Source organism: Zobellia russellii (genome assembly GCF_044597075.1).
GTDB lineage: Bacteria > Bacteroidota > Bacteroidia > Flavobacteriales > Flavobacteriaceae > Zobellia > Zobellia russellii.
On record NZ_CP139000.1, the window covers coordinates 4,446,429 to 4,469,333 of the forward strand.

Here is a 22,905-nt window from a genome sequence, read left to right on the forward strand (position 1 = left end):
ATGAAAAAGATTCTTTACTCATTGGCTATTAGCTCTGCAGTTCTTCTTACATCTTGTAGCTCGGATGATAATTCTTCGGATATGAACGAAGATATCATGATTGACAACCCAACTAGTTATTCTTTTGAAAGAGATGGAGCAACCACGGTTAGCTTTGGAGGTCAGACTACACGTATCTTAATGGCTCAGGAGCTTTTAGGAGGTTTTACCACCAATACCAATACTGCAGAAACTTTGCAGGCTATGTATGCCCATGAAGAGGGTGCGGATGATTTTGAAGATGCAGATTTGAATGCTTCGGATAAGAGTCTTCGTAGTAAGACTGCGGCTTCTGCCGATTATTTTTCAACCAACGCAACAGATCAAGCCCTTATTCGTGCAGATTTTGAATCATGGATAGACGGTCAGGTAAATGAAGTCTTTGCCAACTGGAATGTTGCTGCCGAAGCTGGAGTTGCAGGTCAATTAGCGGATGGGGAGAGAACCCGTTACGTAAATGCAAAAGGTCTTGAGTACAATCAATTGTTCGCCAAAGGGTTGATCGGAGCTTTGATGACCGATCAAGCATTGAACAACTATTTGAGCACAGCGGTTTTAGATGAAGGTTCTAGCCGTGCTGATAACGACGCGGAAACTGTATTGGAAGGCAAGTCCTATACCAATATGGAGCATAAGTGGGATGAAGCTTATGGATACGTTTACGGACTTAATGCCGATGCTTCCAACCCTAATGCAGATCTTGGTGCGGATAGCTTTTTGAACGAGTACATCGGGAAATTAGAGGAGGATTCTGATTTTGCTGGAATTGCTGATGAGATTTTTCAGGCTTTTAAATTAGGTCGTGCTGCTATTGTAGCTGGAGATTACGAAGTTCGTGATGCTCAGGCAGATATAATTAGAGAAAAAATATCAGAAGTAATTGCTGTTAGAGGTGTTTTTTACATGCAACGTGCGAAAGAAACATTGGCCGAGGAGACTCCAAATTATGGAAGTGCTTTTCATGCTCTCTCTGAAGCATACGGCTTTATCTATAGCTTACGTTTTACCCGCAAACCGGGTACGGATGCTCCTTACTTTACCAAAGCTGAATCTGAGGCACTTTTGGAAGATTTAATGGGAGATGGTGCTAATGGATTATGGGATGTTAAGGCTGAAACTATTGATATGATTTCAGAGGATATTGCATCAAGATTCGATTTTACTGTTGCCCAAGCAGCCGAGTAACAAAGGGTTGTAATTACTAAAATTTAAGTGTTGTAAAAAAAAAGCAGCTTCTGTTAAGGTTTAACAGGCTGCTTTTTATATTTTTGCTTACTTAGAATAAATAAAAATAAGGTATGAGGAGGTTTTTTGCCATTGTAGCTGTAGCGGCAATGATTTGGGCTTGTAGCTCTGATGGAGGAAGTGATCCCACAGATGATGTTGTAGTAGATCCAAACCCGGATCCGGTAAGTTTTGAGCGTGGCCCCATGCTGGTGAATTGGGCAGATAATATAATTATACCTTCTTACGAGGCATTTTCTACCGAAATAACGGACTTGCAAACCGCGTTTGATGCGTTTAAAACTGATTCAAACGAGACTAATCTTATTGTTTTTAGAGCATCATGGTTGTCCGCCTATAAAATGTGGCAAAGGGTTTCTATGTTCGAAATTGGACCGGCAGAAACAGTAGGTTTTCGTTTGAATATGAACATTTACCCTGCGGATAATGATAAAATGGACGGTTTTATAAGTTCAGGAGGGTATGACTTGGCTTTGGCCTCTAACAGAGACGCAAAAGGTTTTCCTGCTTTGGACTATCTGATTAATGGTCTGGGTGATACGGATGAAGCTATTTTGGACAGATTCAATGGAACCGAAAAAGAGAATTTGGTTTCGTATACAGGTGATATTATTGCAGACATGGTAAGTCTTACCCAAGGTGTTCTTGCAGAATGGAACTCGGGATACAGAGCAACCTTTGTGGCCAATAACGGAGCGTCCTCAACCGCATCTGTAGATCGTTTTATTAACGACTATGTTTTTTACTACGAGAAATTTTTGAGAGCGGGAAAAATGGGTATTCCTGTAGGTGCTTTTTCTGAAAATGTACTTCCTCAAAACGTAGAGGCTTATTATAAGGCAGATATTTCCAATGAACTATTCTTAGAAGGTCTTGAAGCTGTTCAGGATTTTTTCAATGGTGTTCATTATGGTAAAACCACTTCCGGAGAAAGTTTGGCGTCTTATTTAGATGCATTGAACACAGTTAAGGATGGAGATGACTTAAAGAAATTGATAAACGATCAGTTTAATTTGGCAAGAACCAAGGTTCAGGAATTGGAGCCTTTTCGCAAAGAAATAGAAGACAATGTACCACCTACCAATATGCTTTTGGCCTATGATGAGGTACAACGTATTGTTCCATTGCTAAAGGTAGATATGGTATCTGCCATGAGCGTAAGTATTGATTTTGTTGATGCAGATGGCGATTAGAAAATGACCCGTTTCATTAGCAAACATATATCAGCCCCAATAGAGGCCGCCCCTTTGGCGGTCTTTCGCATTTTATTTGGTGTAATGATGTTGCTTAGTATTGTAAGATTTTGGAGTTATGGATGGATAGAAAAATTATACATTCAGCCTAAATTTTTCTTCTCGTATTATGGTTTTGAATGGGTTAAGCCCTTGGGTGTCTATACCTATTTCATATTTGTCATCTGTGCATTATCTGCCATCTTTGTAGCCTTGGGCTATAAATACAAAGTGGCCATTGTTACCTTCTTTTTAAGCTTTACGTACATAGAACTAATGGATAAGACTACCTATCTTAACCATTACTACTTTATAAGTCTGCTTAGCTTTTTAATGATTTTTTTGCCGGCCAATGCCTATTTCTCTTTGGATGCTAAACAAAGGCCGCATATAGCATTTCAGAAAATTCCGGCGTGGACGGTCAACAGTATAAAGCTCATGTTGGGCATTGTCTATTTTTATGCAGGACTTGCCAAACTAAATTCCGATTGGCTCTTTAAGGCCATGCCCCTAAAAATTTGGTTGCCCTCCAAGTTTGATACGCCTTTTTTTGGGCAGTTTTTGCATGAAGAGTGGGTACAGTACGCTTTCAGCTGGTTTGGAGCTGGATATGACCTGGCAATTCCATTTTTGCTTTTGTACAAGAAAACACGCCCTTTTGCTTTTATTATGGTGGTTATTTTTCATGTGATGACGCGGGTGTTGTTTCCTATAGGCATGTTTCCGTATATCATGATCATATCAACCTTAATATTTTTTGATTCGTCTTTTCACCATAAGTTTCTAAACTACTTGGCAAGCTTTTTTCGGATAAACAAAAACCGATTTGATAATGGAAAGGTTTTGGCTTTGTCAGTTAGGGAAAAAGCCAACCCAAAACTGATTTTAATAGCACTGTTTTTTGTGGTGCAGTTGGTAATGCCCTGGCGTTATTTAGCATATCGGGGAGAGTTGTTCTGGACGGAAGAAGGTTACCGATTTTCTTGGCGGGTAATGTTAATGGAAAAATCGGGCTATGCACAATTCAAAGTAGTCAGTAAAGATTCGGGTAAATGGTTTTATGTGGATAATTCCGATTTTTTAACGCCATTTCAGGAAAAGCAAATGTCTTTTCAGCCAGACTTTATTTTAGAATATGCCCAGTACCTGAAAAAGCATTTTGAAAATGACGGGCACAAAAACGTACAAATATTTGTAGATAGTCGGGTGGCGCTAAATGGTAGATTAAGCACTACCTATATAGACCCCAAAGTAGACCTTGGCCAAGAGCGGGAGTCGTTTGAACATAAAAAATGGATAATACCTTTTACTGATGAAATTAAGGGAATTTAGTATCGTACTTATAGCATTTCTAACCGCATTAAGTGCTGTTGGCCAAATTAGTATTACCGGTAAAGTGGTAGATAACAAAGGTAACGCTGTACAAGATGCAGAGGTCTACCTAAAGGAACTTCGGCTTTTAGAAACTACACAGGCAGATGGCAATTTTGTTTTTTCCAACATTCCGGGGGGTAAATACACTATTGTGGTGTTTGCTTTTGAGTATGAAGTCTATGAAAAGGAACTGACTTTTGATACGGCCTTCAATCTCAGTATTCAGCTAGAGCGAATAAAGTCGCAAGCGCTTTCGGAAGTAGTTCTAACTGAAAGACGAGAGAAAGTATTCGCTTTAAAACAACTTAAAAAAGTAGAGGGTACCGCTATATATGCAGGAAAGAAGACAGAGGTAGTTCTTTTGGAGGGTCTTACGGGAAACCTTGCGGCCAATAACGCGCGGCAAATATATAGTCAGGTTGTGGGGCTTAATATTTATGATAATGGTGATGCCGGCCTGCAGCTGAATATTGGGGGTAGAGGATTGGACCCTAACCGTACCGCCAATTTTAACACGCGTCAGAACGGATATGATATTAGTGCAGATGTACTGGGTTATCCAGAAAGTTATTACACCCCACCTGCCGAATCCCTCGAGGAAATTCAAGTGGTGCGTGGTGCCGCTTCTTTGCAGTACGGCACCCAATTTGGTGGCTTGATCAATTTTAAGTTAAAAAAACCGAATCCAAACAAGGAAATAGAACTCATTTCTCGCCAAACCGTTGGTTCGTACGATTTGTTTACGAGCTTTAATAGTTTAAGTGGTACAGTGGGTAAGTTCAGTTATTACACTTATTTAAATTATAAGGATGGTAACGGGTTTAGGCCTAATTCTAATTTTAACAGTAAGAATTATTTTGCCCATTTGGGTTATGAAATATCGGATAGGACAAAGGTGAGCTTGGAAACCACATTTATGCATTATTTGGCTAAGCAACCTGGCGGACTGACCGATGCCCAGTTTTATGCAGACCCCACTTTTAGCAATAGAGACCGAAACTGGTTTGAAGTAGACTGGCGTTTGTATTCATTGCGATTAGACCATGCGTTTTCTGCTAAAACAGATTTTAGCCTAAACATATTTGGTCTAAATGCCTCGCGTAGAGCTTTGGGTTTCCGAACTAACAGGGTTTCTGAAGTTGATAATATTGACACCCCTAGAGAATTATTGATAGATGACTTTAGTAACTGGGGCGCAGAGGCAAGAGTATTGACCCGCTATAATTTAGGAGGCACTGAATCTGCACTTTTGTTAGGTTCCAAAATTTATAAAACGGATAATGACCAAAGGCAAGGCCCTGGTACCGCTGCCGCCGATGCTGATTTTACATTTGCCGATGTTGATTTCCCGAATTATGAGAGACAATCCCAGTTTAATTTTCCCAATTTTAATGTCGCTTTTTTTGGTGAAAACATTTTCAATCTTTCGGATAGGTTGGCTTTGACACCCGGTTTTAGATTGGAACATATTAAGACTGAGAGTATAGGGAGCTATCGAGAAATTACGTTAGACTTGGCGGATAACCCGCTGTTGAACAGAGAGGTAGATGATAATAGGGATTTTGAGCGAACATTTTTACTCTTAGGCTTGGGAGCTACCTATAAAGTGTCGCCTAGCGTAGAACTCTACGGTAACTTTTCGCAGAATTATCGTTCTGTAACTTTTAGTGATATACGTGTAGTGAATCCTTCTTTTCAAGTTGACCCGAATATTTCTGATGAAGATGGTTTTACGGCAGATTTTGGTGCCAGAGGAAGGTTTAAAGATGTGCTCTCCTATGATGTAAGTGTGTATGGCCTGTATTATGACAATAGACTGGGAGAAATTCTAAAAGAAGAAACGCGGGTTAATGCAGCTGGCGAAGAAGTTTCTACAGGAAGATTGCTAAGGTCAAGAGGTAATATAGGAACCGCCTTTATTTATGGGCTGGAGAGTTTTGCCAATTGGAGTCTAAAAGAAACTTTCTTTCCGCAGTCGGAAAAGGCAAAGCTTAATTATTTTGCTAATTTGGCTTTGACACAATCTGAGTATCTTTCTTCCGAAAGGAACAATGTGGAAGGGAAAGAAGTAGAATTTATTCCAAAGGTAAATCTAAAAACAGGTTTGAACTTTGGGTATGGAAACCTGTTGGGAAGCCTACAGTATACCTATTTTGACAAACAATTTACAGATGCAACCAACGCCCTTCAGGACGTAGAGGACAACCAGAGAGGCATAGAAGGGGAAATTCCTGCGTATGATATTTTAGATTTTTCGCTTTCTTACACCTATAAAAAATGGAAGTTGGAAGCGGGTGTCAACAACCTTTTGGATAATTCCTATTTTACCCGGAGGGCTACGGGTTATCCCGGGCCGGGCATTATTCCATCTGAACCAAGAACATTTTACACCACCCTTCAGCTTAAATTGTAAACGGTTTCCAAAGATATAATCAGTTGATATTCGTGTAGTTGTGTTTTTCTTTTTTATATCGATTTAAAACAAAATATATAGAAGTAGTTTTTTGATGTGAATTAGAGATATTCGCCGTAAGAATGTGGGTGATTTCTGTAGGTTTTAGTTTGCTCGTAATCCAACATTGATAATAAGGTGATAACCAATTAATTTTACTACATTTGCACGCAATTAAATCTTTAATTGCTATGGAAGCCCACCTGAATAAAATTGTTGGAGAAGGTCTCACTTATGATGACGTACTCTTAGTCCCTGCCTTTTCTGAAGTACTCCCAAGAGAAGTAAATATTCAAACCAAATTCACTCGTAACATTACAATAAACGTACCGGTCGTTTCGGCTGCTATGGATACGGTTACGGAATCGCGAATGGCTATTGCCATAGCGCAAGAAGGCGGTATTGGTGTTCTTCATAAAAACATGACTATAGCGCAACAGGCCATTAAGGTGCGTAAAGTAAAACGTGCGGAAAGTGGTATGATCATAGACCCGGTTACGCTACCCCTAGATTCTTTTGTACGTGATGCAAAGGCCAATATGAAAGAATATAGTATTGGAGGAATACCTATTGTAGATGATGAAGGAAAGTTAATAGGTATTGTTACCAACAGAGATCTTCGTTTTGAGAAAAATAATGACCGACCTATTTCTGAGGTAATGACCTCTAAAAATTTGGTTACGGTTAGTGAAGGAACATCATTGGCCCAGGCCGAAGATATTCTTCAAGAAAATAAAATTGAAAAATTACCGGTTGTTGATAAGGATTATAAACTGGTTGGGCTAATTACTTTTAGGGATATTACAAAACTTACCCAAAAGCCTATAGCCAATAAAGATACTTACGGAAGGTTACGTGTTGCTGCGGCCATAGGAGTTACTCCTGATGCCGTAGATAGGGCCGAAGCTTTGGTAAATGCGGGAGTTGATGCCGTAGTGATAGATACCGCACACGGACATACGAAAGGTGTGGTTTCCGTTTTAAAGGAAGTAAAAAAGAAATTTCCGGATTTGGATGTTATTGTTGGTAACATTGCTACGGGCGAAGCTGCAAAATATTTGGTAGAAGCGGGAGCAGATGCCGTTAAAGTAGGTATTGGACCTGGTTCTATTTGTACCACCCGTGTGGTTGCAGGTGTTGGTTTTCCTCAATTTTCGGCCGTGCTAGAAGTGGCTGCCGCTATTAAAGGTTCTGGAGTACCTGTTATTGCCGATGGAGGAATCCGCTATACAGGTGATATTCCAAAAGCGATTGCTGCAGGGGCGGATACGGTAATGTTAGGTTCTCTTTTGGCAGGAACAAAAGAGTCTCCTGGTGAGACTATCATTTATGAGGGAAGAAAGTTTAAGTCTTACCGTGGTATGGGTTCTGTTGAAGCCATGAAAGAGGGTAGTAAAGACCGTTATTTCCAAGATGTAGAGGATGATATTAAGAAACTGGTGCCAGAGGGTATTGTTGGCCGTGTTCCTTACAAAGGAGAGTTGTACGAGAGTATTCACCAATTTGTTGGCGGTCTTCGTGCCGGTATGGGATATTGTGGGGCAAAAGATATTGATACGCTAAAAGAAAATGGGCGTTTTGTAAAAATTACGTCTAGCGGTATTAATGAAAGTCACCCGCATGATGTAACCATAACAAAGGAATCACCTAACTATAGTAGATAGTTCATCAATTAAAAACAAAGGCCAAAATTAATTATTTTGGCCTTTGTTTTTTTAGGGTATGTACCCGATAGAGGTCATCTGCAGCTTGCATTAATTTGTTTTTGAGTGTTGGTTTTAAATCGGGATTTTCGGTTAGGAAATTCTCCAATACGGTATATGCTTCAGCGGATGTATGTTTCCCGATAGTATTGTTCAGCCAGCCTTTTGGAAAGAATATATCTCCGGTTTTTTGAATTTCTTCCAGTATATCAAGACTTGCTCTCAGGTTTTTTAAGCTTTGTTTTTCGCGAAGCGGATGATTTAGATGGCTTAAGGCATCTAAGACCCACGATTCTTTCTGTCGGTTTTTTTCGTTTAGAAGAGCGTTGAAGAATTCATTTCTAACCGTTTCATCATTAGATAAAGAAGGGAGGAGAAAGTTAAATTCCGCCAATTTATCAGGGTTGTCTATAGCTTTCTTGGCTTCCAATACTATATTTTCTGAATCTGGGTGATGAAAAAGAGCTAAGCTTTCTGCCATGGTGGTATAATCATCCGTATTCAATTTTAAATTTGGCAGCGTAATATCCTTATGCCAAACTTGATACAATTGTGTACGTGATTCCTCCAAGTAGGCAATGGAACGAAAAGTTGAAAACAAGGTTTTCTTTAGATTGGAAGGTAGGTCCGATTGCAATTGGGACCAAAGTTGCTCGGCTAGTATAGGTTGATGCTCTGTTCTTTCATCAGCGGATAAAAATGTCCAGAAAATATGGGTTATATAGCCCGAAAGTAAATTGGCTACAAGTTCATTATTTTCATGGACCAAGTGCTTGCGATAGAATTGGAGTGCCTCCTTTGGTGTAATATTCCCTCTTAGGAAATTTTCATAGATGTTGATGAACTGATATCCTCGTGCCACATCATCCGTAATTTTGGGCAGGTTTTTCGTTTCTGATTCGTGCAGTGGAAAAACGCCATATCCCATACCATTGGAGTTGTACAGGATGGATAAAGGTTTGGGTTTGCCAATGGCTTCAGGAAGGGTAATGCTGCTCCCTGTCATTTGAACGGGAATGTTTACTAAGCTATCTTGGTATACCAAAGTTAAATCAAAAGTCTGGGGCCATATGTGGTAACTATCGTCTTCTGCGGTCTGGCTTATTTCAAAAGAGGCTATGTTTTGGTTAGAATCATATACTATTTGGTCGTGAAATAAAGGGCGACCAGCAGCATTTACCCAAGTTTCACTCCATTTTTCAACATCTACTTCAGTGTTTTTTGCCAGTATCTGTATAAGGTCGTTCCAAGTGGCATTGCCATTACTGTAGGTTTTTATGTATTCCTGAATACCCTTTTGAAAAATTTCTTTTCCTAAAATGGTTTCTAACTGGCGCATCATTATCGGAGCTTTGCTGTAGATGATACTTCCGTAAAGCGAACCTGCATTGTTGAGGTTATTTAATTCTTGGCGAATAGGGTTGGAGCCCTTGGTTCTATCCTCACCGTACGCTCTTGGGTAGTGCGTGGTCATAAAAGAAAGGTCGTGGTTTATATCTGGAAAAGCCGGGTTGGCAATTTTATCCGCTATGAAATTGGCAAAGACTTCCTTCATCCAAACATCATTGAACCAATCCATAGTTACCAAATCTCCAAACCACATATGGCTGGTTTCATGGGCTATGAGTTTTAACCTTCTTAATTTTTGGTTCTTTGTAGAAGTTTCATCTAAAAACAGGGCACTTTCTTTGTATTGTATTGCACCCACGTGCTCCATGCCGCCATACTGGAACCCCGGAATGGTAGCAAAATCCAACTTCTGAAAAGGGAATTTGTATTGGGTGTAATCCTCTAAAAAAGCTATGGATTGTTGGTGAAGGTTAAAAATGGTATCCGTGCTATAGACAACCTTCTTTTTATCCGTTTCACGGTACAACATAGTCATATCGAAACCATTTGGATTTTGATGGGTAAGATTGAATTTACCGGCTACAAAAGAGAATAGATAAGTGCTCATTAGGTCCGTTTGGCCAAAATGATGAGTGGTAACCCCGTTATTATCCTCTTTACTTATTTCTGGAGCTCCGCACAGTACAGTCCAATCTTTTGGCGCCGTAATTTCCAGAGAATAGGTAGCCTTTAAGTTAGGCTGGTCAAAACATGGAAAGAGCGTTCGGGCACGGTCCGGAACTAAAAGGGTATAGAGATAATCATCATTTCGGTTTAAAGAAGATTCCCCTGCAATGAAATCTATCTCTATTATGTTCTTCCCGGCTTTTAGGGACTTGGAGTCTATTTTAATGTGTTCATGCTCGTGAACAATGACTATGGTCTTAGAGTTGACGTCAATAGATTTTAAATGGGAAGTTTGTTCTTTAAAATCAAGATACAGTGGAGCATTTACGTCAGAAATTTGAAAAGTTAAAACAAGTTGGGCCGGAATAGGTTGGGTTTTCGCTTCCGGAATTTTAAAATTAAGTTGATAGTTGACATTGGAAACTTGGTTTTTCCTGTAAGTTGCCAACTCTAAAGAAACCCCATCTTCTAACTGAAGAGCTGTGTTGGTACGGTCTTTACAGGATAAAAAAATTAAGGCTGTTACTAATGTAATATAGAGTGCTTTCATGAACTTTTGAACGGGGAGTATTTACTTTGATGAAATGAAAGTACTTAAAAGTAAAAACGAATACAAGAGGTTTAACTAATCTAACTTTTAGAGAATAAAAAACCCTGATATTATTTTACAATATCAGGGTTTTAAAATGTTATATGTAGCTCTTTTGTTTATTTGCTTTCACCGGCATAAGTCTTCCAGTCTTGGTCCTTGTAAATATTATCGCCAAAGTATCTGGCAATATTTAAGAAAGGCTCTGGTTTTTGATAGCCCGGTACAGGAGAAAGCATGTTCATTTCTTCGTCCAGAAAGATAGTGGTTGGGTAACTTAACCTGCCTTGCATAAGGGCTGCGGCAAATTCATGATATCCTTTTCTTCCGGAGGGGATAAACTTATAGGTTTTTCCTTTAAATTCAATGGGTTCCTTACCTTCACCATCTAACTTCACCATATAAAAATTATCGGCCATGTAGGCAGCAACCTCAGAATTTTGAAAGGTATCCTTGTCCATCTTTTTACACCATCCACACCAATCTGTATAGACATCTATAAAAATTTTCTTAGGTTTTTTTTCCGTTGCAACTAATTCTGCCGCTTCGTTCCAGCTCAACCATTTTACCTCTTGGGCGTTCATGGTTGTGATAGTTAGCCCTATAAAGGCAAACAGGACAAATTTTAAGGCGTATGTGGTGCGTATTTTCATTCTGATTTTTGCGGTATTAGTCCAACTAATGTACCAAAACTAACGAAAATCCAACAAGTTTATTTTGCTAAAGCCTTTTCCTTCTTGGTAGCAAAGAGATTTTTAACATCTATTTGATGTTTGATCAGGTCATCAAAAGTTTCTCGCTCCCTAATTAAAATAGCTTTGCCTTCATGCCAAAGTACTTCTGCAGGTCTAAACCTAGAGTTGTAATTGCTGGCCATGGTAAAGCAATATGCCCCTGCATTTTTAAAGCAAAGAATATCACCTTCACTTATTTCGTTTATTCGCTTGTTACTGGCAAAAGTATCGGTCTCACAAATATAGCCTACCACAGAATAGTAACGTTCCCTACCTTCTGGGTTGGATATGTTAAGGATGCGATGCGTAGCCCCATAAAGCATGGGTCTAATTAAATGGTTAAAACCAGAATCAATACTAGCAAATACTGTAGATGTAGTTTGCTTCACTACATTCACCTTGGCCAAGAAATTACCTGCTTCGCTCACTAAGAATTTACCGGGTTCAAAAGCTAATGTCAATTCTCTTCCGTATTCTTTACAGAATTCGTTAAACCTGCTACCTAATTTGTTACCTAGTTCTTCAACGTTGGTTTCAATATCACCATCTTTATAAGGTACTTTAAAACCACTACCAAAATCTATAAAATCAAGGTTTTTAAAGTTTTTAGCAGTTTCAAAAAGTATCTCCGATGCATAAAGGAAAACATCAATATCCAAAATATCACTTCCGGTATGCATGTGTATACCGTTAATGTTCATGTTGGTAACATTAACAATGCGTAACAAATGTGGAATTTGATGAATGCTGATACCAAATTTGGAGTCAATATGACCTACGGATATATTAGCATTTCCACCTGCCATAACATGTGGGTTGATGCGAATACAAACGGGAACATCTGGATGCTTGCTGCCAAATTGCTCTAAAATAGAAAGGTTGTCTATATTAATGCGAACCCCCAATTTTGATGCTTCCTCTATTTCTTCCAAAGAAACACCGTTAGGTGTGAAAATGATAGATTCTGGTTTGAATCCTGCCAGAAGGCCTAATTGAACCTCTTGTATGGAAACCGTATCCAGACCACTTCCCAAACTGTTCATTAGTTTTAAGATGGCTATATTGGATAAAGCTTTGGCGGCGTAATTAAGTTTTAACTTCTTTACACTGCTAAAGGCATTTGTAAGTCTTTCAAATTGAGAAATTATTTTTTCCGAATCGTAAACGTAAACGGGGTCTCCATATGTTTTTGCTATATTTAGCAAATCGGCATTATTCATATCTTCGGTATTTAAAGCAAATTTAACCCGTTAATCTTATATGGGCAAAAAAACCGTTACAAATATAAAAAATACAACAAATTGTTATTTTTGAAACATGAGTCTGTGTAATTTAAATTTGCGGTTCGTAATTTCGGTCGTATTTTTAGAGCAAATATTACACTATGAAATTGGCGTTATTACCACTGCAATCTATATTTTTTCCGGGCGAAACCGTACCGCTACATATTTTTGAGGATCGCTACAAGCAATTGATCAAAGATTGTAGAAATGAGGCTGTTACCTTTGGTATTCCTGTTTATATTAATGATAGTATGACTTATGGAACAGAAGTTCAATTGGTAGAAATTGTAAATACTTACGAAGACGGAGCTATGGATGTAACCTGCGTAGCACGCCAAGTTTTTCGTATCCTAAGTTTCAAAAACCAAATGGATGGCAAGCTTTATGCAGGCGGAACCATAAAATTTATTGATAGCGTAAGAGATGCGGATAAATCCTTGAAAAAGGAGGTACTAGATAAGATTCACGAACTGTACGAGCTTATGGCCGTGCCCTATACCCCGTTGCCGTTAGAGAAGTTCAATAGTTATGTTTTGGTACATAAAATGGGGCTTTCGTTTGACCAAGAGTACCAATTATTGCAAATGCCAAGTGAGCGGGATCGTTTGTTATTTATGAAGTCGCATTTAATTTCAACCATATCAATGTTGAGCGAAGTTAATCGTACCAAAAAGACCATAGAAATGAACGGCAACTTTAAAAACTTTGACCCCTTAGACTTTAAGGATTTTAATTTGTAATTCTGTTCTCATAGACCATTGTAAAACTTATGAAGTAAAAAAAGGAACGTGATTTAGGTGAATGAACCAGTTATGGGTAAGAGTTTTTAAGGCTTAGGATATATCTGCGCAACTAACTCTATATTTCATTAGTCTAAATCCTCTACGTTTCCTATTTTTGCTTTCGAATCTAAATATACCTTAATATATGAATCTTCACGAGTACCAAGGAAAAGAGATTTTGGCCAGTTTCGGTGTGCGCATTCAGCGCGGTATCGTGGCCCATAATTCAAAGGAAGCCGTAGAGGCTGCAAAACAATTAACTGCCGAGACCGGAACAGGTTGGCACGTTATAAAAGCCCAGGTACATGCAGGTGGCCGTGGTAAAGGTGGAGGTGTAAAATTGGCCAAAAACCTTAAAGAAGTAGAAGAAATTGCAGGAAACATTATAGGAATGAACCTGATTACCCCACAGACTTCTGCGGCGGGTAAAAAAGTTCACCAAGTTTTAGTTGCCGAAGATGTATACTACCCAGGCGATAGTGAAACTAGTGAATTCTATATGTCAGTTCTTTTGAACAGAGGTACAGGAAGAAATATGATCATGTATTCTACCGAAGGTGGAATGGACATTGAGGAGGTTGCCGAAAGCACTCCACATCTTATTTTTACTGAAGAAATTGATCCTGCTACAGGTCTTTTACCGTTTCAAGCTAGAAAAATTGCTTTTAACCTAGGGTTGTCAGGAACTGCTTTTAAAGAAATGACCAAATTTGTTGCTTCTTTGTACAAGGCTTATGTAGAGAGTGATTCCAGTATGTTTGAAATCAACCCAGTGTTGAAAACATCGGATGACAAGATAATGGCGGTAGATGCTAAGGTATCTATTGATGATAATGCGCTTTACCGTAGAAAGCAATATGCAGAAATGCGTGATTTACGTGAAGAGAACGCAATTGAAGTTGAAGCTGGTGCATTGGGTCTAAATTATGTTGATTTAGATGGAAATGTGGGCTGTATGGTAAACGGAGCCGGATTGGCAATGGCCACGATGGATTTGATTAAAATGGCCGGTGGTGAACCAGCTAACTTTTTAGATGTTGGTGGTACAGCCGATGCTAAAAGGGTAGAAGAAGCTTTCCGTATTATCTTAAAAGACGAAGGTGTTAAAGCTATTTTGGTGAATATCTTTGGAGGTATTGTACGTTGTGACCGTGTTGCAAACGGTATTGTAGAGGCTTACAAGAATATGGGAGATGCTATTAAAGTTCCAATTATTGTTAGATTGCAAGGTACCAATGCAGAAATTGCTAAGGAAATTATTGATAATTCCGGTTTGGCAGTACATTCCGCTGTACAGTTCCAAGAAGCTGCTGATAAAGTAAAAGAAGTTTTAAGCTAAAACTATCTTTTTATAAATTTTGAAAGGGATGAACCACATGGTTCATCCCTTTTTTTATACGCATAATTAAACATTTTACAATTTGTGTTTTACTCAGGTCGAGTAAAAAGCTGAGGTATCGTTAGATTTTTTACTCGTTTTATGACATTACTGTTTTCTAGTGTTAAATTTTAGTAAATAGTCAGTATACGGACTCTATTTTGTAATATCTTTAATGTGAATTAGTTATCTGAATTAGCAAAACAAAACAACAAACGCCATGAAAAAATCAATTTATGCATTAATGGTGATGATGGTATTTAACATAGGTTATGTTCTGGCCAACACACCCGAAGTTGAAGTACACGAACCAAAAGCATTAAAAGTTCTTACTTCACAAATTTATGAGATGTTAGGAACAAACGTTATTCCTAATGATATTAGAGGCTCTAAAGCAGAAGTTAGAGTAGCTGTTGATGAAGGGAATTACCTAAGAATCCTTTCTATAGAAACGGAGAATGAGGCCTTAAAAGATTTTTTGAAAAGTGCTATTGACTTTGAAAAATTATCAAAAGGAACTTTTGAAAAGGGTATTGTTTATCGCATTCCAATTGAAGTAGCTAAGCGATAAAAGTCAATCATTTTATAATTGAAAAAAGGTCTCCATTGGAGACCTTTTTTTATGATTATTGGTCGGTTAAAATGCTTGCATTATTTCGTCATACACAATTTCACCATTAATGATATTCAGTCCTTTTCTTAACGAGGCATCGGTATCTGTTGCATTTGCCCAGCCTAAATTGGCGAGCTTCAGCACATAGGGTAAAGTAACGTTTGTTAAGGCTACAGTAGAAGTGTAGGGCACAGCTCCCGGCATATTTGCCACGGAATAATGTACCACATCATCTATAATATAGATAGGGTCTTCGTGAGTGGTGGGTCTTGTAGTTTCCACACAGCCGCCTTGGTCCACGGCAACATCAACAATAACGGTTCCCGGACGCATTTCTTTAAGCATATCCCTAGTTATAAGATTGGGTGCTTTTGCACCTTTCAAAAGAACCCCGCCAACAATTAGGTCGTGGGTCTTTATGTGTTTACGGATATTGAATTCATTGGAAAACTCAGTAATAACATGTGGGGGCATCACATCATTTATGTGTCTAAGCCGTTTCATGTTAATGTCCAAGATGGTTACTTGAGCTCCAAGCCCGGCAGCCATCTTAGCTGCTTGCACACCAACAACACCAGCACCTAAAACTAGAACTTTTCCTGGGGCAACACCGGGAACACCCCCTAGAAGAACCCCTCTGCCTTTTGCTGGTTTTTCTAAATATTTAGCTCCCTGTTGTATGGCCATTCTTCCTGCAACCTCAGACATGGGTGTTAACAATGGCAGGGTGCCATCTTCGTCCTCAACCGTTTCGTAAGCAATGCATATAGCTTTGCTTTCTATCATTGCTTTGGTTAGAGATTCGCTAGAAGCGAAATGAAAATAGGTGAAAATAATCTGATCAGGTTGTACCAAATCGTATTCCTCGGGCATGGGTTCCTTGACTTTTACGATCATTTCACTAATGCCATAAACTTGTCCAATAGTATCTAAAATAAGGGCTCCGGCTTTTTTATAATCGTAATCAAAAAAACCGCTGCCCTCGCCAGCGGTAGATTGTACATAAACAATATGCCCATGTTTGGTGAGTTCGTAGACTCCTGCAGGAGTCATCCCTACACGATTTTCATTGTTTTTAACTTCTTTGGGAATACCGATTGTCATGCTCTTTTCTTTATATAAATTAAAATATTGGGTTCTTTTAATCTAGTTTTTTTCCGAGGTCTGTGAGTGGGTGTCTATACCCGCGTAGGTGTTAAACTGACCTGATAGTTCCGATGCTTTGCTTTTTTTTATTTTTTCAATTACATATGGAATGAAAGATACAACAATCATCCCAAAACCTATTAAAAGTAAAACCGCCGGGTTGATAAAGAAATCGCTAAAAGAGAATATACCAATACATAAAATGGTAGAAAACGGTAGAGATAGCGCCAAGATGTTTACGGCAAAATTAATATCAAAGGTTGGCTTTGTTTGTTTGTCCTCTTCTTCCATTGAACTAATAGCGCTCATATGGGCAAACGGCCAGAAGCTACATGAGCTTTGCGGGAATACTACCAATAAAAGAATTAACTGGGTAGATAGCGCCGGAAACAGCAAAATGAATATGGCGGATAAACAGAACGTAATGCCTGCTCTGCGCGTTAAAAGCGAAAGAATAAGTCCAAATTCTCCGGATTTTATACGTACGGCCATACCTATGAACAAAAGTATAAGAGGTGTCATTATTACCTTAATACTTAAAGCGGTGTCTTTTATAAAAGTGGGCAATGAGTCTAAATTAAAACCAAATGATAATAACAAAAGGCCGGCAATTATGACCATATTTATAGGCTCTTTAATTAGTGCTAGTCCTAAACCTTTAAGCTTACTGGAAGTGGATGGTTTTAAGTCTTGTAATGCTCTTTTGTGATACCAATGTGTAGCTAACATGTATAGCAGTATAAGAACAAATATTTTGTTTCCTACATCTGCCAAAGCGGCAAGAGCTAAAGAATCATCACCTAAATAGATAGCAATAAAAGGAAAACAGGATAGACCTGGTGCCAAAGAAGGCATCAGCATCATTATGGTTCGTTTTTTTGAGTTTTCTTCTTTTGATATGGTTGAGTTCAGGAAATATTTGGTTGCAAATAGCATAACAAGGTTAAATGCCAAAGCAAGCAAGGGGAAAATTAGTAAGGAACTATCTAGTTTTATTTTGAGTAGAGCAACAAATATTACGGCTGGCAAGGCAACACTAAGAATGATAACCTTAACACCTTTTAGGTCTTGCTTAGCTACTTTTTTTTGTAATAGTAGCCCTAAACCAATAATGAGCAATAGTTCTAACGTGTTTTGAAGGGCGAAATTCATAGGGTGTAGTTTAAGAATTAATGAGTAGGTAAAAAGGATTGAAAAACCCAAAGAGAGCCGATATCTGGTAATATCAAGGCAATTGATGGTTGAACCGACTCTCGGGGGTATTTCATAGCAATTATGCGAGGACTTTTTGTAAAGCGGTACCAAAAATTTCCATTTCTTCCATAGTACCCATACTTACGCGACACCAGTTTTTGTCCATAATGTCAAAAGCACGTACGCCAACACGTTGCTCGGTCATTTTTTCCAAGAATTCTTTGCCTTCCATTTCAATTGGGAAAAGAATAAAACTTGTAGAGGATGGTACGTAGCTGTATCCCATTTTATCCAGAACAGAGTAGACATATTCTCTACATTCGGCATTTAGTTTTCTTGACTTGTTTTGGAACGCTACATCGTCCATACTAACGGATGCCGCAAAAATGGTAGGGTAGGAGATGCCCATTCCGCCACGGGTTATTTTTTGGATTTTATCCAATGTAGCCTCTTGCGCCACAATGTAACCTATTCTAAGGCCTGCCATTCCGTGAATTTTAGAGAACGTACGGGCTATAATAACGTCTTTGCCCTCGTTAATAAGGGAAACCATACTCTTTTTGGCCGCATCGTCCAAGAACCCTAAATAGGCCTCATCTATGAAAACCGTAACCTTGTCCGATACGCGGGAGCAGAAATCTACCAATTCCGCATGATCGGTCATACTACCTGTCGGGTTGTTGGGGTTACAGATGTATACCAATTTGGTATTTTCATCAATAGCTGCTTCCATAGCGGCAAGGTCATGAGACCAGTCTTCCTTTAATGGAACGGGCTTCCAGGTGGCACCAGTGGCTTCAGCAACTTTAATAAGAGACATGTAGGATGGATCAGCAGAAACAATATTTCCGCCATCGGCAAATAATACCATTGCAGTTTTTTCCAATAGATCAGAAGAACCTGGGCCCATCATAATGTTCTTGGCAGTAACTTTTTCTTCAACGGCAATTTTTTCCATTAGGTCAAAAAGTTCTTTCCACGCATATCTATTTCCCATTGGTGCCGCGTTCTTAAAGGATTCGATAGCTTTAGGAGACGGCCCGTATGGGTTCTCATTTGCGTTTAACTTGGCCAAAAGCTCCATCGAGTCTGGAAATACATTGGCGTTATATTCTTTGAAAAACGGACTATAAAGTGTCTGCCCTTTTGCGTTAATATGTAGTCCTTTGGCATTTGATTTTCCAAAAGTTACGTGTGGAATTACCATTGCTCCTGCTGCGGTCAACATTCCTCGTTTTAACCAAGCTCTTCTGTCTAAAGTGTTCATAATGCTGTTTGTATTTAAGTTAAAAAGTCTAATTCATTTCTACTGGTAAGGCGTTGGCGCCTAAATCTCCGGAAGCAACAATGGTATCATCAGTGTCACTTAAGTAGATGTTAATGTGTGAATCCATATCAGGGATAGAATCATAAAAACTGGTGTCAGTAATAACGAAGAATTTGTTCGTCATAAATTCACCACTATCTCCGGAAACATCATCTAATGCAATCATTGTAGTGGTTCCGGTACCTACCATGCCATCCATAATTAAGGCAGGGTGCGATAGTCCTTCTACAGTATTGTATAGTGCAACCTGTACTAAAGTGCGATCAAGGTTGTCTTTCCAGAAAACAATTCTTCCATTTACATTTGATCCTGCTGGGTCTGTAGATGCTATGGTGTATGCCATATACTGGTTAAGTGTACCGCCACCGTCAGCTGCGGTAAGTACGGGGTCAAGTCTTTCTTGTTCGCAAGAGATAAGACCTGTAGCGACCACCATTACTACTAAAATGTTTTTTATATACTTTATCATAATTATCTTTTTTAAGTTTTACCGGATATTCTTTTCTTATAGTGTAAATGTCAATCTACCGAAGTAGTAAGATCCCGATGATCCTTGCTGATAGTTAGAATACAAGTTGAAGGTTCTTAATTCATACCTTACTATTTCTGGGTATTCATTAAAGATGTTGTTACCTCCTATGGTGAAACTGATTTTATCTGAAAAGTTGTAGGTAACACCCATGTCCGTAGTGAACTCAGGTGTGAAATATTGATCGGCGTAACCTACACTACCATCAAGAAGCGTACGTTCTCTGCTATCCCTAGTTTGAACAGAACCAAATCTTGTACCTCTTAACATGGCTGAGAACTTACCAATAGAGTAGTTTAATGTTCCGATAATCTTGCTACTTGGTGTACCCGTTTCAAACTGACCGATAAGTCCTCTGTTTACATAGTTGTCAGCCAATTCGGCATCGGTAAGATTTGTGTTTAGGTCAGGAATATTTACATTTTCAAATTTGTTCTCTCTGAAAGTTCCTGAAAGTGTAACTCCCAACTTACCTGCACCAATATTCTTGTTGTAGTTCAGTACGGCTTCAACACCTTTAGTACTGATGTCACCACCGTTAATTCTAAAACTAGCTAAACCACTACCGATGATTGGAGAAAGTACAGGAGCTTGGCCTGCATCAAATTCACCTGTTTCAAAGATTCTATCGAATATGTCAATTTTATAGGCATCAACAGTTAAATTCAATTTTCCAATTTTGGTAGTGAATCCTAAGCTGTAGTTTCTAGAACGCTCTTCTTGTAGTTGACCTATGCCCAATGCTCTTGCAGCAGAACTACTATTAGGATATAACGTACCGTCAAATGGCTCTAGGCCTACGAAAAAAGTATAACTGTGAGAGTAGTTCAATTCTTGTAATGAAGGAGCTCTAAAGCCACTGCTGAAAGAGCCTCTCAATGCAAAATTATCGCCAATAGAATATCGTGCGGCTACCTTACCGGTCAATACGTTACCAAAATCTGAGTAGTTTTCTAATCGCAGTGCTCCGGAAACTAAGAAAGCTTCAGTAACGTCCAATTCCATATCTACATAAGCCGCCATTACCGAACGGTAAGAGTTGCTTTCGTTTTCAGGTGCAAAACCCCTGAAACACTGGCAGTTTAACGCATAATTTTTAACCAATTCTTGGCTTACCCCTGCGTATGGTAGCACAACCGGATTCCCGGAATCGTCTACAATAGGAGTGCCGTTAAGGTCTTCTAAAGGAAAGCCATCAGGACCAACCAAGGCTTGGTTGTCTTCCGTAGCGGTAACTATTCCTGCAGTTCCTGCTGTCCAGCTTTCTTCTTGGCCGGCAACGATTGCATAGTTTTCAACTCTTAATTCGCCACCAAAGGCTACGTTAAGTCCAGATAGAATATCATCATAAAAGTTAGTGAAATCAAGATTTAATGTGTTTTGGGCAAAGCTGTGCGTACCTAAGTACATTTCTGTTGGTGAACTGGTTCCGATACTTGCGTTCCAAGTATTGAACATACCATATTTAGCGGAGTTGTAACCAAAGGTATTACTCAGGTCAAAATCAAAATCACCAAGCTCTCCGGTAATTCCCGTGGACAAAGAAAGATTGTATTGGTCTGTATAAATCTGAGGTCTAAATCCGTTCGGGTATAGGTCAAAACTAGTTCTGTCCGCTTGTGCAGCTCTTCTATAGAAACAGCTATAAGCATCTGAGTACTGGTAACCGAAATCCCCAAAAGCATAAAAATCCGTGGTTTCACTCAACGGATTTTCAAGATTAAAGCCAAAGCCCATAAGTGTCTTGGCCGGGAGTCCTGAATACGTTGCTACATCTACTTGTTCGATATCTCTTGCTGCCATGAGCCCTTCTACTGTTGTTAACGTGCTCATTGCTGCGGTGTTTCCACTTGCTTGTGCGGCAACCAGTTCTGGGTTGGTTATAACCGGTCTTCCGTTTACATCTGTGGTTTGGTTGTTCAGGTAACCATCGCTGTATAGTGGCGCTCTGTCTATTTCTAGTACGGTTGGTCTAATAGTTCGTTCAGATTGGCTGATCAATGCAGAAACATTAAAGTAACCGCCGTTTTCGAATCCAATTCCGTAATTACCATCAAATTGAAAATTGAAACCATCCCAATCCCCGGATGATCTGTTTAAGGCTTTCTCGCCATCTGTCAAGTCAGAATCACTAAAGTCAGGCGACTTGTTTGGGTAACCACCAACGGTAAGGGTTCCGGTAAATTCACCGGTTCCCTTTTTTGTTACTACGTTAATTACCCCTGCAATAGCGTCAGAACCATATTGTGCAGAAGCACCATCACGAAGTATTTCAATATGATCGATACCTATAGAAGGTATAAATTTCATATCTACGGCATTAGATGGTGTGCCTGTTTGTGATGCCGCTAAAATTGCCGAGGTGTGCCTTCTTTTACCATTTACTAAAACCAACATTTGGTTAGGTGCCAAACCCCTAAGGCTTGGTGGGCTAACGAATGAGGATAGATCTCCACCACCACTGGTATAAGCGGTGAATGACGGCGCCGAAGCAGCCAACATTTGTGAAAGATCTTGTTGCGGCATATTAATAGCTTCTTCTTTAATATTAATAACATCTACCGGAACCGGAGTGTTCAATTTAGTTCTGGGTTGACCCCTAGAACCAATTACTATAGTTTCTAGCAGTTGTTCCGCTGCCATGGCCAAGGTTACGTTTACGGTTGCTTGACCGCCTACGGGTACTTCTTTAGTTCCGTATCCTAAGGATGAGAATATAAGGATAGCATCTGCCGGAGCGTCTATCGTATAATTTCCATCAAAATCAGTAAGTGTTCCTTTTGTTGTGCCTTTAATAATAATGTCGGTGCCTGGTAGCACGACTCCTTCTTCATCTACTACCGTACCGGTAATAGTCGTCTCTTGTCCGTATGAGATCATACAGTTTAAAAATAAGAGTGATAGTATTAGAGCTTTCTTCATAAGTACAAGGTTTTGGTTGATACTAAACATTGTTCATTTGCCCAACCACACCTTATCCAATCGGGGGACGGTGGTCAAATGCGATAAAAGAAAAGTTCCGGATACTTAACGTGTCGGTTGTCATTGTTTGTGACCTAACGACACCACAATATTAGTGTGACTTTTTGATTAAAAAAAATGCGACACCCTTTGAAAACACTGTGTTTTAGGTAGTTATGAGTGTTTAATCTACCGATATGGTAATTTTTGATGAAAAATTGATCAATATGACAGAATTCAGATTTTTAGATTTTAAAAATCTAACGATATGTAAATATTGCGTTATAAAACCATTTTTATGGCATTAA

16 protein-coding genes are annotated in these 22,905 nt (G+C 39.1%); 8 read left to right on the top strand and 8 right to left on the bottom strand.

Translation table 11 applies throughout. The annotated features are described in order from the left end of the window. From SJY45_RS18335 to guaB, 5 genes are all read left to right on the top strand, one after another. Positions 1-1,224 (top strand): DUF4856 domain-containing protein, encoded by a 1,224-nt coding sequence (locus SJY45_RS18335; protein ID WP_400072592.1) that lies wholly within the window; start codon positions 1-3, stop codon positions 1,222-1,224. A 113-nt stretch (positions 1,225-1,337) separates the two neighbouring features. Further along, positions 1,338-2,477, top strand: a complete 1,140-nt coding sequence (locus tag SJY45_RS18340; RefSeq protein WP_400072594.1) for an imelysin family protein — start codon at positions 1,338-1,340, stop codon at positions 2,475-2,477. 3 nt (positions 2,478-2,480) lie between these two features. Then, a complete protein-coding gene (locus SJY45_RS18345) occupies positions 2,481-3,848 on the top strand; it encodes an HTTM domain-containing protein (protein WP_400072596.1) in 1,368 nt (455 codons plus the stop codon). Next, entirely contained in the window at positions 3,829-6,303 is a 2,475-nt protein-coding gene (locus SJY45_RS18350; protein WP_400072598.1) for a TonB-dependent receptor domain-containing protein, read from the top strand. The genes SJY45_RS18345 and SJY45_RS18350 overlap by 20 nt, the downstream gene beginning before the upstream one ends. Positions 6,304-6,533: 230 nt before the next feature. Further along, entirely contained in the window at positions 6,534-8,006 is a 1,473-nt protein-coding gene (gene guaB, locus SJY45_RS18355) for an IMP dehydrogenase (RefSeq protein WP_215441514.1), read from the top strand. A 31-nt stretch (positions 8,007-8,037) separates the two neighbouring features. Here guaB and SJY45_RS18360 read toward each other — a convergent pair whose 3' ends face one another. From SJY45_RS18360 to lysA, 3 genes are all read right to left on the bottom strand, one after another. Continuing rightward, the gene (locus SJY45_RS18360) at positions 8,038-10,611 is read right to left on the bottom strand and encodes a M1 family metallopeptidase (RefSeq protein ID WP_400072601.1); all 2,574 of its coding nucleotides are present in this window, start codon (positions 10,609-10,611) and stop codon (positions 8,038-8,040) included. Between the two features lie 158 nt (positions 10,612-10,769). Then, the gene (locus SJY45_RS18365; protein ID WP_400072603.1) at positions 10,770-11,303 is read right to left on the bottom strand and encodes a thioredoxin family protein; all 534 of its coding nucleotides are present in this window, start codon (positions 11,301-11,303) and stop codon (positions 10,770-10,772) included. A gap of 59 nt (positions 11,304-11,362) precedes the next feature. Continuing rightward, positions 11,363-12,604 (bottom strand): diaminopimelate decarboxylase, encoded by a 1,242-nt coding sequence (gene lysA, locus SJY45_RS18370; RefSeq protein WP_400072605.1) that lies wholly within the window; start codon positions 12,602-12,604, stop codon positions 11,363-11,365. A 164-nt stretch (positions 12,605-12,768) separates the two neighbouring features. Between lysA and SJY45_RS18375 the strand changes: the two genes are divergently transcribed. The 3 genes from SJY45_RS18375 to SJY45_RS18385 all read left to right on the top strand — a co-directional run bounded on the left by SJY45_RS18375 (position 12,769) and on the right by SJY45_RS18385 (position 15,398). Further along, the gene (locus SJY45_RS18375; RefSeq protein WP_215441522.1) at positions 12,769-13,407 is read left to right on the top strand and encodes an LON peptidase substrate-binding domain-containing protein; all 639 of its coding nucleotides are present in this window, start codon (positions 12,769-12,771) and stop codon (positions 13,405-13,407) included. A gap of 187 nt (positions 13,408-13,594) precedes the next feature. Beyond that, positions 13,595-14,788, top strand: coding sequence for an ADP-forming succinate--CoA ligase subunit beta (gene sucC / locus SJY45_RS18380; protein WP_215441524.1), 1,194 nt, complete (start codon positions 13,595-13,597; stop codon positions 14,786-14,788). Positions 14,789-15,047: 259 nt separating this feature from the next. Continuing rightward, on the top strand, positions 15,048-15,398 hold the full coding sequence (locus SJY45_RS18385; protein ID WP_215441526.1) for a hypothetical protein: 351 nt from the start codon (positions 15,048-15,050) through the stop codon (positions 15,396-15,398). Positions 15,399-15,464: 66 nt separating this feature from the next. On the opposite strand, the gene ald is transcribed toward SJY45_RS18385, so the two are convergent. From ald to SJY45_RS18410, 5 genes are all read right to left on the bottom strand, one after another. Next, on the bottom strand, positions 15,465-16,544 hold the full coding sequence (ald, locus tag SJY45_RS18390; protein WP_215441528.1) for an alanine dehydrogenase: 1,080 nt from the start codon (positions 16,542-16,544) through the stop codon (positions 15,465-15,467). A gap of 42 nt (positions 16,545-16,586) precedes the next feature. Further along, positions 16,587-17,738: a permease gene (locus SJY45_RS18395; protein ID WP_400072608.1), complete on the bottom strand. Its 1,152-nt coding sequence runs from the start codon at positions 17,736-17,738 to the stop codon at positions 16,587-16,589. 121 nt (positions 17,739-17,859) lie between these two features. Further along, on the bottom strand, positions 17,860-19,047 hold the full coding sequence (locus tag SJY45_RS18400) for a pyridoxal phosphate-dependent aminotransferase (RefSeq protein ID WP_400072610.1): 1,188 nt from the start codon (positions 19,045-19,047) through the stop codon (positions 17,860-17,862). Between the two features lie 28 nt (positions 19,048-19,075). After that, the gene (locus SJY45_RS18405) at positions 19,076-19,576 is read right to left on the bottom strand and encodes a hypothetical protein (protein ID WP_215441534.1); all 501 of its coding nucleotides are present in this window, start codon (positions 19,574-19,576) and stop codon (positions 19,076-19,078) included. Between the two features lie 36 nt (positions 19,577-19,612). Then, entirely contained in the window at positions 19,613-22,558 is a 2,946-nt protein-coding gene (locus SJY45_RS18410; protein ID WP_400072612.1) for a TonB-dependent receptor domain-containing protein, read from the bottom strand. Between the last annotated feature and the right edge of the window lie 347 nt (positions 22,559-22,905).